This is a genomic window from Micromonospora sp. bgisy143 (genome assembly GCF_057708145.1).
This window is the reverse complement of the sequence record NZ_JBYIRN010000008.1, coordinates 182599-195939: the sequence shown is the minus strand read 5'-3', so window position 1 is coordinate 195939 and position 13341 is coordinate 182599. Positions and strand designations below refer to the sequence as shown.

11 protein-coding genes are annotated in these 13341 nt (G+C 71.8%); 9 read left to right on the top strand and 2 right to left on the bottom strand.

Going from position 1 to position 13341, the window contains the following annotated elements; translation table 11 throughout:
* Positions 1–89: 89 nt before the first annotated feature.
* Positions 90–1550: a CCA tRNA nucleotidyltransferase gene (locus tag AC3EN4_RS13175; protein WP_435206182.1), complete on the bottom strand. Its 1461-nt coding sequence runs from the start codon at positions 1548–1550 to the stop codon at positions 90–92.
* 126 nt (positions 1551–1676) lie between these two features.
* On the opposite strand from AC3EN4_RS13175, the gene murJ reads away from it, so the two are divergent.
* The 7 genes from murJ (at position 1677) to AC3EN4_RS13140 (ending at position 9977) form a co-directional block, all read left to right on the top strand.
* A complete protein-coding gene (murJ, locus tag AC3EN4_RS13170) occupies positions 1677–3434 on the top strand; it encodes a murein biosynthesis integral membrane protein MurJ (protein WP_435206181.1) in 1758 nt (585 codons plus the stop codon).
* Between the two features lie 436 nt (positions 3435–3870).
* Complete coding sequence (locus AC3EN4_RS13165) at positions 3871–5478, top strand: protein kinase family protein (RefSeq protein WP_435206180.1); 1608 nt, start codon at positions 3871–3873, stop codon at positions 5476–5478.
* 43 nt (positions 5479–5521) lie between these two features.
* Entirely contained in the window at positions 5522–6223 is a 702-nt protein-coding gene (gene sigM, locus AC3EN4_RS13160) for an RNA polymerase sigma factor SigM (RefSeq protein ID WP_435206179.1), read from the top strand.
* The gene (locus AC3EN4_RS13155; RefSeq protein WP_435206178.1) at positions 6220–7182 is read left to right on the top strand and encodes a hypothetical protein; all 963 of its coding nucleotides are present in this window, start codon (positions 6220–6222) and stop codon (positions 7180–7182) included. The genes sigM and AC3EN4_RS13155 overlap by 4 nt, the downstream gene beginning before the upstream one ends.
* A 175-nt stretch (positions 7183–7357) precedes the next feature.
* Positions 7358–8308 carry a thioredoxin-disulfide reductase gene (gene trxB / locus AC3EN4_RS13150; protein ID WP_435206177.1) on the top strand — a complete coding sequence of 317 codons (951 nt, stop codon included), beginning with the start codon at positions 7358–7360 and terminating at the stop codon, positions 8306–8308.
* Between the two features lie 31 nt (positions 8309–8339).
* Positions 8340–8663, top strand: a complete 324-nt coding sequence (gene trxA, locus AC3EN4_RS13145; protein ID WP_007453873.1) for a thioredoxin — start codon at positions 8340–8342, stop codon at positions 8661–8663.
* A 153-nt stretch (positions 8664–8816) separates the two neighbouring features.
* On the top strand, positions 8817–9977 hold the full coding sequence (locus AC3EN4_RS13140) for an N-acetylmuramoyl-L-alanine amidase (protein WP_422737544.1): 1161 nt from the start codon (positions 8817–8819) through the stop codon (positions 9975–9977).
* A 5-nt stretch (positions 9978–9982) separates the two neighbouring features.
* On the opposite strand, the gene AC3EN4_RS13135 is transcribed toward AC3EN4_RS13140, so the two are convergent.
* Complete coding sequence (locus AC3EN4_RS13135; protein WP_074315552.1) at positions 9983–10648, bottom strand: GNAT family N-acetyltransferase; 666 nt, start codon at positions 10646–10648, stop codon at positions 9983–9985.
* A gap of 286 nt (positions 10649–10934) precedes the next feature.
* Between AC3EN4_RS13135 and AC3EN4_RS13130 the strand changes: the two genes are divergently transcribed.
* Together AC3EN4_RS13130 and AC3EN4_RS13125 are read left to right on the top strand one after the other, a co-directional pair.
* A complete protein-coding gene (locus AC3EN4_RS13130) occupies positions 10935–12248 on the top strand; it encodes an aminotransferase-like domain-containing protein (RefSeq protein WP_435206176.1) in 1314 nt (437 codons plus the stop codon).
* 7 nt (positions 12249–12255) lie between these two features.
* Positions 12256–13260, top strand: coding sequence for a D-alanine--D-alanine ligase family protein (locus tag AC3EN4_RS13125; RefSeq protein WP_435206175.1), 1005 nt, complete (start codon positions 12256–12258; stop codon positions 13258–13260).
* The last annotated feature ends 81 nt before the right edge of the window (positions 13261–13341 follow it).

The window sequence follows — 13341 nt, the reverse complement described above, 5'->3', positions numbered from 1 at the left end:
GAGCGCGGGGTTCGGGGCGCGGAGCGCGGGGTTCGGGGCGCGGAGCGCGGGGTTCGGGGCGCGGGGTTGGGCCGCGGGGGCGGGGCGGGTTAGGGGATCAGGCCTTCGGCGCGGGCCCAGCGCAGCAGCTCCGCCTCGGCGGCGTCGCGGTCCAGGGGGCCGTGCTCCAGGCGCTGTTCCTTGAGGTGCTTCCAGGCCCGCCCGACGATCGGCCCCGGGGGTACGCCGAGCAACTCCATGATCGCGTTGCCGTCCAGGTCGGGGCGGACCCGGGCCAGATCCTCCTCGGCGGCGATCCGGGCGATCCGCTCCTCCAGTGCGTCGTAGTCGGCGGCGAGCTGGGCGGCCTTACGACGGTTGCGGGTCGTGCAGTCGGAACGGGTCAGCTTGTGCAGCCGGGGCAGCAGGTCACCGGCGTCGGCGACGTAGCGGCGCACCGCCGAATCGGTCCACTCGCCCCGGCCGTACCCGTAGAAGCGCAGGTGCAGCGCGACCAGCGCGGTCACCTTCGCGGTGATCTCCTTCGGGTACCGCATCGCCTTCATCCGGGCCTTGGTCAGCCGCGCGCCGACCACCTCGTGGTGGTGGAAGCTGACCCGGCCGTCGGACCCGACGGCCTTCGTCGCCGGCTTGCCCACGTCGTGCATCAGGGCGGCCATCCGCAGGACGAAGTCGCAGCCCTCCTCCTCGTAGGAGACCGCGTTCTCGACCACCGTCAGCGTGTGCTCGTAGACGTCCTTGTGCTGGGCGTGCTCATCGATCTCCAACTTCAGCCCGGTCAGTTCCGGCAGGAACCGCTCGGCCAGGCCGGTGTCGACCAGCAACCGCAGCCCGGTGATCGGGTCGGCGCCGCAGAGCAGCTTGGTGAACTCGTCACGGATCCGCTCGGCGGTGATCCGGTCCAGGTCGGCGGCCATCCCGGCCATCGCGACGTGCACGTCCGGGTGAACGGCGAAGCGCAGCTGGGCGGCGAACCGGGCGGCCCGCAGCATGCGCAGCGGGTCGTCGCCGAACGACTCCCGGGGGGTGCTGGGCGTACGGATGACCTTGGCCGCGAGGTCGTCCAGCCCGCCGTGCGGATCGGTGAAGCGATGGTCCGGCAGGCTGACCGCCATCGCGTTGATGGTGAAGTCGCGCCGCTTCAGGTCCTCGTCGAGGCTGGTGCCGTACACCACCACCGGGTTGCGGCTGACCTGGTCGTACGACTCGGCGCGGAAGGTGGTGATCTCCAGCCGGAGGCCGTCGCGCTGGGCGCCGATGGTGCCGAACTCACGGCCGGTCTCCCAGATCGACTCGGCCCAGCCCTTGATGATCCGCACCGTCTCGTCGGGGTGGGCGTCGGTGCAGAAGTCGAGGTCGTCGCCGAGTCGGCCGAGCAGCGCGTCGCGTACCGAACCACCCACCAGGTGCAGCTCGTGACCGGCACGGACGAAACGGCGGCCCAGCTCGTCGGCGACCGGGGAGACCCGGAGCAGTTCGGCGACGGCGTTGCGCTGCGCGGCGGTGAGGTCGCGGCGGTCGGCGGCGTGGGGTGCGGAGGCTTCGGACATGGGATCGCCAGCCTATCGGTCCCGACCGGCATCGCGTCCGCCGGGCGCGGGTAACGGGTACGGGTTGACTAAGGTCTGTGACGTGCGGGTCGGTGCCCGGCTCGACGTACCCCTGGGAGGCTGGAGATGAGCGGCGGGCTCTACCGCAGCGCGAACGCCGCGCGGGACGGCGGTGCGGGAGCCAACATCCGCCCCTCCGACGGTGCCACCTTCATCTCCGCCGAGCCGCTGAACCAGCCGGCCATGGAGTCGACCGCCCCGCCGCAGGAACAGGTGGGCGAGGCGAGCGCGGCGACCAACAGCGCGGTGATGGCGATCGGCAGCCTGGTCAGCCGGGGTACGGGCTTCCTGCGCACGCTCGCACTGACCGCCGCGCTCGGTGGCGCGCTGGTCGGTGACGCGTACACGACCGCGCAGATCCTGCCCGGAATGGTGTACGAGTTCCTGCTCGGCGGGATCCTCACCAGCGTCCTGATCCCGGTGCTGGTCCGTCGCCGCAAGGTCGACAGTGACGGCGGTCAGGCGTACGCCCAGCGGTTGCTGACCCTCGCGGTGCTGGCGCTGGCTGCGGCGGCGCTGGTGGCGGTGGCCTTCGCCTCCGTGCTGACGTCGCTCTACGCGAGCAAGAAGACCGGGGCGGACTTCCGGGATCTGGTCACGGCACTGTCGTACCTGATGCTGCCGATGATCTTCTTCACCGGTCTCAGCGCGCTGATCAGCGCGGTGCTCAACACTCGGGGGCACTTCGCTGCACCGATGTGGGCGCCGATCCTGAACAACATCGTGGTGATCGGTACGGCGGGGCTCTACATCGCGATCTTCGGTGCGGAGATCGTCAAGCCCGACGAGATGACCACCGGGCGCATCCTGCTGATCGGCGGCGGCACCCTGCTCGGTGTCGCCATCCAGGCCGCCGGGTTGCTGCCGGCGCTGCGCAAGGTCGGCTTCCGCTGGCGGTTCCGGTTCGACTTCCGCACCCTCGGGCTGCGCGAGTTGGGCCGCCTGGGCGGCTGGATGTTCTGCTACGTGGCGGTGAGCCAGGTCGGCCTGATCGTGCTGTTCAACCTGTTGAACAGGGCGGGCAAGGAGAACGCCGCCGGTCCGCTGATCTACAACAACGTGTTCCTGCTGCTGATGATGGCGCACGGCATCATCGCCGTCTCGATCATCACGGCGCTGATGCCCCGGATGAGCGCGGCGGCCGCCGACGGCCGGTACGCCGACGTCGCCGCCGACCTGTCCCGCGGCACCCGCACGGTCTCGGCGGTGCTCGCCCCGATCGCGGTCTGCTACGCGGTGCTGGCCACCCCGCTGGCCGTGACGCTGTTCCGGTACGGCGCGTTCACCGACGAGAACGCCGCCGACACCTCGCTGGTGCTGTTGCTCGCGGCCCTCGCGCTGGTGCCATTCGCGATCAGCCAGCTCTTCACCTTCGCCTTCTACGCCCTGCCGGACACCCGCACCCCGGCGTTGATCAACATCCCGGTGGTGGCGCTGCGGATCGGCGTGCAGGTGGTGCTCTACGTCGCCTTCGCCGCGCACTTCGCGGCCGCCGGGATGATGATCGGCAACGCGGTGTCCTACCTGGCGGCGGCGTTCGCCTCCGCGTGGCTGCTGCGGCCCCGGGTCGGCCGGATCGGGATGGGCGCCATCCTGCGTACCCTCGGCCGGGTCTTGGTGGCCGCGTTGGGCGCCGCCCTGGTCGGCCTGCTCGTGGTGAGCCTGTTGCCCGGCGGCGACACGCCGAGCTGGATGCAGGCCGTCCTGCAGCTCGTGATCGGCGGCGCGGTGATCGGTGGGACGTACCTCGGGCTGGCGACGGTGCTGCGGATCGGGGAAATCACCGAGGTGATCGGGATGGTCCGTCGCCGGCTCGGCCGCTGAGCCGCACCCACAGTCGGGGCCCACACGGAACGTGACCATGGATCACCAGCCTGGGGATGCACCTGTGGATAACTCCGCGATTCACCGGTCAGCCACCGGATCGGCCTGTGGATAACCAACCGTACGGCTGAGCGTGGGCGTCCGATCGGCGGGGAACTCGCTGGTGGACGACGGCAGTGCGCCGGGCCCGGCCCCGACGTCGGTCACTTGCGGTGAAGCCGTAGATTGGCTAGTACATGTGCCAGCAACGTGGCTGACAACGGTCGTAACCGGACGAGTTCCCCGATCCCCGGCACCCCGCCGGGTACGGCAAGAAGATGACATGTCGGGGAGACGGGCAACCCGGGTAAGGTCGCTCTCGACGGGTACGGCAGGCGCCGACGCTGCGCGTCGACACCGGTTGGCCGGTTCCTTCAACGGCAGAGCGGGAAGCCACATGCCCAGCAGTACGGGTCCATCGATCGACACGATCACCGAGGGAGGACGGGTGACCCAGGTCGGCGAGGGTCAGGAGGCGGACGAGAGCGCTCCTCCGGTCATGACCTTCGGTGCTCCCACGGCCGGTGAGATCCTCGCCGAGCGTTACGAGCTGGTCGAGCACATCAACAACGACAGCGCGGGTCGGCTGGTCTGGCGCGGGGTCGACGTCATCCTGCGCCGCCCGGTCGCGGTGGTGCTGCGCTATCCGGGTGGCGACTCCGCCACCGAGATGCTTCAAGCGGCCGTCGCGGCCAGCCGGGTCATCCACCCCAACCTGGTCGGCGTGTACGACGCCATCGACGAGGCCGAGCGGGCGTACGTGGTCCGCGAGTGGGTCGACGGGCAGTCGCTGCGTGACCTGGCCGCAGAGGGCCCGCTGGACCCGGCGCGCGCCACCGCGATCGGCAACGCCGTCGCCAGTGCGCTGGCCGCGGTGCACGCCACCGGCATGGTGCACGGCAACGTGCATCCCGGCACCGTGATGATCAGCGACGATGGCCGCGTGGTCCTGGCCGACGCCCGCACCGACGGCGACGACAGCCAGGAGAGCGACATTCGGGCGGTCGGCGGCGTCCTCTACTTCGCGCTGACCGGTCACTGGCCGCACACCGAGGCGCCGCTGCGCGGAGCCACTGCCGGTCACGGGCGGGCCGCCATCGCGGACGCGGTCCGGGACGCCTCGGGTGCCCTCGCGGCGCCCCGCCAGGTCCGGGCCGGTGTGCCCGCCTACCTGGACGACCTGACCATGGACCTGCTCGACGCCGACATCGCGCCGCCGTCCTCGGACGTGCTGGCGGCCGAGCTGGCGCGGCTGGACGTGCCGGCCGAGGAGGAGCACTACCTCGACAACGGTGGGCCGCTGCGGTTCACCGCCGAGACCGGGGAAGAGCCGTCCCCGCTGGCCGCCGCCGGTGGCCGCAAGGTCGCCATCGGCATCGCCGGTCTGCTGGCGGTTGCCCTGGTCGGTCTGCTCATCGGCATCAGCGCGCTCGGCGGCGACGACGAAAAGCCGCAGAACAACGCCGGGGCGACGCCGAGCGCCAGCGCTCCAGCCGGTGAGGCCACCCCGGCCGCGGCCACGGTTCGCAACCTCAAGGTGCAGGACATCAAGGTCATCGACCCGGACAGCGTCCCGCGGGACGAGCTCGACGGCGCCAAGAAGATGATCGACGGTGACAACGACAAGGGCTGGGAGACCGACCGCTACCCGAACGCCACGTACGGAAATCTCAAGTCCGGGATGGGTGTCTGGTTCGACCTGGGCTCCCCCCACACGGTGAAGTCGGTGCAGGCGGTGCTCTCCGGCCGAGGCGCCACCGCGAAGCTGCTCGCCGGCACGACCACCTACCCGTCGACCTCGAACGGCGACAAGTCGATGGTGGCGAACTACAAGACCGAGATCGGTGTCTTGAAGGAGCACGACGGCACCACGATGACCTTCAACGGGTTCAACGCCGACGAGAAGTACCGCTACCTGCTGCTCTGGTTCACCGAGTTGCCGCCCAACGGCGACGACGGCGGCTTCAAGCTCGGCGTGCAGGAGATCACGGTCCAGGGTTCGTGAACCGCGCGGCACGACCCGGGCATCGCAGCCACCGGACGTGGTGATGGACGGGCGCGACGCGGCAACGGACCTGGAGCTGCTGCGCGCCCACGTCGCCGGCGACCGGGACGCCTTCGCGGCCCTGTTCCACCGACACCGCGACCGGCTCTGGGCGGTGGCCCTGCGGACGCTCGGCGACCGCGAGGAGGCCGCCGACGCACTCCAGGACGCCCTGTTGTCGGCACACCGCGCGGCGGCCCGCTTTCGTGGTGACTCCGCCGTCACCACCTGGCTGCACCGGATCGTGGTGAACGCCTGCCTGGACCGCATCCGACGCCGACAGGCGCACCCCACCGTGCCGCTGCCGGACGGCAACCGGGCCGACGGGTCGGGCACCGGCGGTGTCGAGCCGGCCGCACCCGCGCAGGACCACGACACTGCGCTCGTCGTCCGCGCGGCGCTCGCCGCGCTCCCGGCCGAGCAGCGGGCCGCCCTCGTGCTGGTGGATGTGCAGGGCTACCCGGTGGCCGAGGTGGCCCGCATCCTCGGCGTCGCCGAGGGGACGGTGAAGAGCCGGTGTGCCCGGGGCCGGGCCCGGTTGGCGGTGCTGCTCGGGCATCTCCGCCCGACCGCGTCGGCGCACCCCGGACGGCTCGACCCCGACCCGGACGTGCCCGGCGTCACGACGGGGAACCCACGCCCGGCCGAGGGCGTCGGATCGGGGTCGGCTCGCATCCGGCAGGACGCCAATCAGGAGGACACGTGACGACCGAGGAGTTCAGGGAGGTCGACGCCGACCTGCTCGCTGACTACCTCGGCGGCGCGTTGGAGGGCACCCCGCAGCAGGCCCGGGTCGCCCGACTGGTGGCCGCCGACCCGGCCTGGGCGGAGGCGTACGCGCTGTTGGCGCCCGCGGTGACGCAGGTCAGTGCGGATCTGGCCCGGTGGGCCGAGCCCGCCCCGGAGCTGCCGTCCGCCGTCGCCGAACGAATCGCCGCCGCGCTGGCGGCAGCGGACAGCCCGCCGGCCGACGCCGGCGTGGCACCCGAGACGCCGGCCCCGGCCACGCCGGTGACCGTGCCGGCGCAGGGTGGACGTCGGCCAACCAGCTCGTCGCCCGCCGAGTCGGGGCGCGGCCCGACCGGCCCCGGCCGCCGACAGCGTCGCTGGGTCCGTGCCACCGCCCCGGTGGCCATCGCGGCGGCTGCCGTCGTCGCCGTCGGCCTGGGGCTCAACCAGCTGTCGACCAACACCGCGGACACCGGTGCCGCGGAACGTCCGGCCAACGCGCCCGTCGCCGATGCCGGCGGCACGGTCCGCACGTCCGGTCCGACCCTGCACAGCGGTGTCGACTACACCCCGCAGAGCCTCGGCGGCACGCCGAGCCCAGTGTCGCCGATGCTGGGGGCGAGCAGCGGCGGCCCGGGTCACCAGCCCGGGGTGGACGCCGAAGGCGACCGTCGGCCCGCACACAACGGGTCGAACCAGCTCGCCCGGCTCGCCGATGAGACCGCGTTGAACATCTGTCTGGCGTCCGTGGCGGCGGAACACGGTTCGGGTCCGCTGGTCGTCGACCTGGTCGACTACGCGCGGTTCCAGGGCGAGCAGGCGCTGGTCATCCGGTTCACCGACGCGACCGGGGCGCGCTGGACGTGGGTGAGCGGGGCCGAGTGCGGCGTACCCGGGTCCGGCTCGGACAGCCGCTATTCGGCGCGGGTAGGGTGAATCCGCAGCACGATGAGCGTCCACGTGACCTGACCCACCGGTTGCCCGGTTCGGGAATCCCCGCTTCGTACGATGACGTTCTGGAAGTCAGCTGCCGGCACCCTCCAGGCGTCGGCACTCGGATCGGCATCGGTGCGCGCGCCGACGCCGAACACACACAACTCGGGAGACGGCAGTGGACGAGGTCCGCAACCTGATCATCATCGGCTCCGGCCCGGCCGGTTACACGGCGGCGGTCTACGCGGCGCGCGCCAACCTGAAGCCGCTGATCATCGAGGGTGTCCAGTCCGGCGGCGCGCTGATGACCACCACCGAGGTGGAGAACTTCCCCGGCTTCGCCGACGGGATCCTCGGCCCCGAGCTGATGGACAACATGCGCAAGCAGGCCGAGCGGTTCGGCGCCGAGTTCCTGACCGACGACGTGACGCGGGTCGAGCTGATCGACACCGGCGACGCCGGGTCGGGCGCGACGAGCACCGTGTGGGTCGGCGAGACCGCCTACCGGGCCCGCGCCGTCATCCTCTCCACCGGTTCGGCCTGGCGTCCGCTGGGCGTCCCCGGCGAGCAGGAATACCTGGGCCACGGTGTCTCCTCCTGCGCCACCTGTGACGGCTTCTTCTTCCGTAACCAGCACATCGTCGTCGTTGGCGGTGGCGACTCGGCGATGGAGGAGGCCAGCTTCCTCACCCGCTTCGCCGACTCGGTGACCATCATCCACCGGCGCGACTCGTTCCGGGCCAGCAAGATCATGGCCGACCGGGCGCTGAGCAACGAGAAGATCAAGGTCGAGTGGAACAGCACCGTCGAAGAGGTCCTGGGCGCTGACGGCAAGGTCACCGGGGTACGGGTCCGCAACGTGCACACCGGCGAGACCAAGGTGCTGGACGTGACCGGCGTGTTCGTGGCCATCGGCCACGACCCCCGCAGCGAGCTCTTCCAGGGCCAGGTCGAGCTGGACGACGAGGGCTACGTGAAGGTTCAGGCCCCCAGCACCCGGACGAGCGTGCCCGGCGTCTTCGCCGCCGGCGACGTGGTCGACCACACCTACCGCCAGGCGATCACCGCGGCCGGCACCGGTTGTGCCGCCGCGCTCGACGCCGAGCGGTTCATCGCGACGCTCAGCTGAAACAGGAAACACATCCCGGAGGAGGGCAATAGTGGGAAATACGAAGGCGGTCACGGACGCGAGCTTCGTCGCTGACGTGCTGCAGGCCGACAAGCCGGTGCTGGTGGACTTCTGGGCCGAGTGGTGCGGGCCGTGCCGCAAGGTGTCGCCGCTGCTCGAGGAGATCGCGGGCGAGATGGGCGACCAGGTCACCATCGTGAAGCTCAACATCGACGAGAACCCGGAGACCGCCCGGGCCTACCGGGTCATGTCGGTGCCGACCCTCACGGTCTTCAAGAACGGCCAGCCCGTGCAGTCGATCGCCGGCGCCAAGCCGAAGGGCGAGCTGGTCCGGCTCATCGAGTCGGCCCTCTGATCTGCGCAGACACACCACCGAACCCCGGATCCGCTCGTCGGCTCCGGGGTTCGGTGTTTTTCCCGGCCCGAGCCCGTCACCGGTCCGGAACGCATAGCCTCAAGCCAGGGCCGCCGCCGCCCACCAGCCAGACTCGTGCAGAGGGGGTCGTGCGTGCGTCCGATCCGACCCGGAGACCGGGGACCCGCGGTCACGGAGATCCGTACCATCCTCACCGGCCTCGACCTGCTCGCCGCCGGCCCGCACAGTGACGAGTTCGACCGGGACACCGAACGCGCGGTGCGCGCGTTCCAGCAGTCCCGCGGGCTGAGCGTGGACGGCCGGGTCGGCTCGGAGACGTGGGGCGCGCTGGAGGCCGCACGCTGGCGGCTCGGCGCCCGCACCCTCTACCACGCGGTCCCCGAGCCGCTCACCGGCGAGGATGTCCGGTCGCTGCAGGAACGACTGCTGGAGATGGGGTACGACGTGGGCCGCGCCGACGCCATCTACGGCATCCGGACGTCCCGGGCGGTTGCCCAGTTCCAGCGCGAGGTGGGGCTCACGCCCGACGGCTCCTGCGGCCCGCACACCATGGACGCGCTGCGCCGGATCGGTCGCAAGGTCGTCGGCGGTCGCCCGCAGTGGCTGCGTGAGTCCGACGCGATCCGCCAGTCGGGACCGGCGCTGGTCGGCAAGACGGTGGTGATCGACCCCGGGCACGGTGGCACCGATCCCGGCATGGTGGTACCGGACGGTCCGCTGCGCTGGACGGAGGCCGACCTCGTGCACGACCTGGCGAGCCGGCTGGAGGGACGGCTCGCCGCGTCCGGCGTCCGGGTCCAGCTCACCCGGGGTCCCGCGCCCGACGCGTGCCTGCCGGATACCGATCGGGCGCTGCTGGCGAACTCGCTCGGCGCGGACGTGTTCATCTCGCTGCACCTCGACGGGCACGCCAACCCGGACGCCGAGGGGGTGGCGACCTACCACTACGGCACCGACAACGGGGTGACCTCGGCGACCGGTGAACGGCTGGCGGGGCTGGTGCAGAGGGAGATCGTGGCGCGGACCGGGCTGCGGGACTGCCGTACCCACGCCAAGGCGTGGGACCTGCTGCGGCTGACCAGGATGCCGGCGGTACGGGTCGAGGTCGGCTACCTGACCTCGCCCGTGGATCGCGCTCGGCTCGTCGATCCCCGCTTCCGCGACCGTGTGGTGGAGGCGATCGTGGCCGCCGTCCAGCGGATGTACTACCCGATCGAGCGGGACGTGCCGACCGGCTCGCTCGACGTCAGTGAACTGCGTGCCGTCGTGGCCGCCGGCACGGTGGTCGACTGACCCGCTCAGCCGCCCGTCGAGCGGGTGGCCGGGGCGGGTCGTACCGGTCGCAGCAGCGTCTCCGGGCTCATCGAGCCGAGCAGCTTCTCCAGCGCGTACTCGACGTCGGACTTCCAGCTCAGCGCGGTCCGCAGTTCGAGGCGCAGTCGGGGAAAGCGGGGATGCGGACGTACCGTCTTGAAGCCGACGGAGAGGAAGAAGTCGGCCGGTGCCACGCACCCGCCGGCCGGATCGTCCGCGTCACCGAACTTGGCGTCGCCGAACGCCTCGATCGCCTTGATCCCCCGCTTGGTGAGGTCCCGGGCGACGCCCTGCACCAACATCCGGCCCAGCCCGCCCCCGGCGAACGCGGCGACCACGTTGGCGGTCATCAACAGCGCGGCGTCGGCCGAGACGGGCGACGTCGGGAACGCCATCGAGCGGGGGACGTAGGCGGGTGGCGCGTACATCACGAAGCCCGCCGGCATGCCGTCGACGTACGCGAGCTTGCCGCAGGAGCCCCACTCGAGCAGGGTCTGGGAGACCCATGCCTCCTTCTCCAGGCCCGGGTCACCGGCGGCGCACGCCCGATCGGCGGAGACCGGATCCAGCTCCCAGTAGACGCACTGACGGCAGGGGCGCGGAAGATCCTCCAGCGTGTCGAGGGTCAGGCTGACCAGACGTCGCGACATATGGCGCATCCCCACAGTTAGGCTCGGTGGTGAGACCGGCACGGAACGACAGCGCCGCCTTCCTGCCCCCGACGAGCGATCGTACGCCGCCGATCGACCGTACGGGAGGGGACGCGCAGATCCCCGCCCGTGCCGGGCAGGGTCCGCCATGTGGTCGATCCGTTCCGCCAGGGCGGCAACCAGGCCAGGGCCGACTAGGATCGACAATCGGTGTCCCGTCGCCATGGTCACGAGCGGGCGGGGTACCCGGGGCGGGAGCCACCCGAGCAGCGATCGAGGTGAGGTCATGACCGGCACGACACTCGACGACTACACCGACCGGTACGCCCGGCGCGTGCGCGGGATGACCGCCTCCGAGATCCGAGCACTCTTCGCGGTGGCCAGTCGACCGGAGGTCGTCTCGCTCGCCGGTGGCGCCCCGTACATCGCCGCGCTGCCGCTCGACGCGGTCGGCGAGATGCTGGGTCGGCTCGGCTCCGAGCACGGCAGCACCACCCTGCAGTACGGCATCGGCCAGGGCACCCTCGAACTGCGCGAGCGCATCTGCGAGGTGATGGCGCTCTCCGGCATCGACGCCTCGTGCGGCGCGTCGCCCGAGGACGTGGTGGTCACGGTGGGCGGGCAGCAGGCGCTCGACCTGGTGGCCCGGCTCTTCCTCGATCCCGGTGACGTGGTGCTCGCCGAGGGCCCGACGTACGTGGGCGCGCTGGGGGTTTTCCAGGCCGCCCAGGCGCAGGTGACGCACGTCCCGATGGACGCCGACGGGCTGATCCCCGAGGCGTTGGAGACGGCCATCGCCGACCTCGCCCGGGCCGGCCGACGCGTCAAATTCCTCTACACCATCCCGACCTACCAGAACCCGGCCGGCGTGACGCTCAGCGAGGAGCGCCGCGAGCGCGTCCTCGACATCTGCGAGCGCGCCGGCCTGCTCGTGGTCGAGGACGACCCGTACGGCCAACTGGGTTTCGAGGGTGAGGCCCCGGCGCCGCTGCGGGCCCGGCGCCGCGACGGCGTCTTCTACCTGAGCACCTTCTCCAAGACGTTCGCCCCCGGCCTGCGGGTGGGCTGGATCCTGGCGCCGCACGCGGTCCGCGACAAGTTGGTCATCGCCAGCGAGGCGCAGATCCTCTGCCCCAGCGTCTACGCCCAGTCCGCCGTCTCCACCTACCTGGGCACCATGCCGTGGCGGCAGCAGCTCAAGGTCTACCGCGAGGTCTACCGGGAGCGCCGCGACGCCCTGCTCGACGCGATGGCCGATCTGATGCCCGAGGGCACCAGCTGGACCACCCCGGCCGGCGGGCTCTTCGTCTGGGCCACCCTGCCGGAAGGGCTGGACGCCAAGGCGATGGTGCCGCGTGCCATCGCCGCCCGGGTCGCGTACGTGCCCGGCACCGGCTTCTACGCCGACGGCACCGGCACCGGCGCGATGCGGCTGAACTTCAGCTTCCCGCCCCCCGAGCGGATCCGTGAGGGCGTCCGGCGGCTCGCGGGCGTCATGGAGCAGGAGATGGCCACCCGCCGCGTCTTCGGCGCCGTGGGCGGTGCCGCCGGCCGCCGTGGCCGGCCCGGCTCCGACGTGCCAGGTCCCGACTTGGCATGATGCCGGCATGGGTACGACCGCTGCCGAGCGCTTCTCCGTGACCGATTCCGCCGTCGCGGCCGACCTGCGAGTGCTGGTCCTCGCCGGCGGGCTCTCCTACGAACGGGACGTGTCGCTGCGCTCCGGTCGGCGCGTGCTCGACGCCCTGCGTGCCGTCGGCGTCGACGCCGAACTGCGGGACGCCGACGTGGCCCTCCTGCCGTCCCTGGCGGCCGACCCACCGGACGCCGTCGTGATCGCCCTGCACGGCGCGACCGGCGAGGACGGCTCACTGCGCGGCGTGCTGGACCTGTGCGGCATCCCGTACGTCGGCTGTGACGCCCGGTCCTCCCGGCTCGCCTGGGACAAGCCCTCCGCCAAGGCGGTGCTGCGGGAGGCCGGCATCCCCACCCCCGACTGGGTGGCCCTGCCGCACGACCGCTTCTCCGAGCTCGGCGCGGTCGCCGTGCTGGACCGCATCGCCGACCGGCTGGGCCTGCCGCTGATGGTCAAGCCGGCGCAGGGCGGCTCCGGTCTGGGCGCCGCCGTGGTCCGGGACGCCGCGTCCCTCCCGGCCGCGATGGTCGGTTGCTTCGCGTACGACTCAACGGCTCTCGTCGAGCGGTACGTGCCCGGGATCGACGTGGCGGTCTCCGTGATCGACCTGGGGGACGGTCCGCAGGCGCTGCCGCCCGTGGAGATCGTGCCGCGCAACGGCGTGTACGACTACGCCGCCCGCTACACCGCCGGCCGCACCACGTGGCACGCGCCCGCTCGGCTGGAGCCGGAGGTGGCCGCCTCGGTGGCCGACGTGGCGCTCGCCGCGCACACCGCGCTCGGTCTGCGGGACCTGTCCCGGGTCGACGTGATCGTGGACGCCGAGGGTCGTCCGCACGTGCTGGAGGTCAACGTCTCACCCGGCATGACAGAGACGTCACTGCTGCCGCTGGCCGTCCAGGCGGCCGGCCTGGACTTCGGCCGCCTGATCGGCTCGCTGGTCACCCGGGCCGCCGCCCGGGGCATCTCGGCTTGATCGACTCGGGTTCCTTGATTCCGGGGTGTCAGATGCCCTCGGACACCCCGAGTTCGCCGAACCCGAGTCGATCGCTCGCCC

Excerpts from the sequence above, each read along its gene's own strand:
- AC3EN4_RS13175 (WP_435206182.1), bottom strand. The coding sequence starts at position 1,550 with ATGTCCGAAGCCTCCGCACCCCACGCCGCCGACCGCCGCGACCTCACC.
- murJ (WP_435206181.1), top strand. The coding sequence starts at position 1,677 with ATGAGCGGCGGGCTCTACCGCAGCGCGAACGCCGCGCGGGACGGCGGT.
- AC3EN4_RS13165 (WP_435206180.1), top strand. The coding sequence starts at position 3,871 with ATGCCCAGCAGTACGGGTCCATCGATCGACACGATCACCGAGGGAGGA.
- sigM (WP_435206179.1), top strand. The coding sequence starts at position 5,522 with ATGGACGGGCGCGACGCGGCAACGGACCTGGAGCTGCTGCGCGCCCAC.
- AC3EN4_RS13135 (WP_074315552.1), bottom strand. The coding sequence starts at position 10,648 with ATGTCGCGACGTCTGGTCAGCCTGACCCTCGACACGCTGGAGGATCTT.
- AC3EN4_RS13130 (WP_435206176.1), top strand. The coding sequence starts at position 10,935 with ATGACCGGCACGACACTCGACGACTACACCGACCGGTACGCCCGGCGC.
- AC3EN4_RS13125 (WP_435206175.1), top strand. The coding sequence starts at position 12,256 with ATGGGTACGACCGCTGCCGAGCGCTTCTCCGTGACCGATTCCGCCGTC.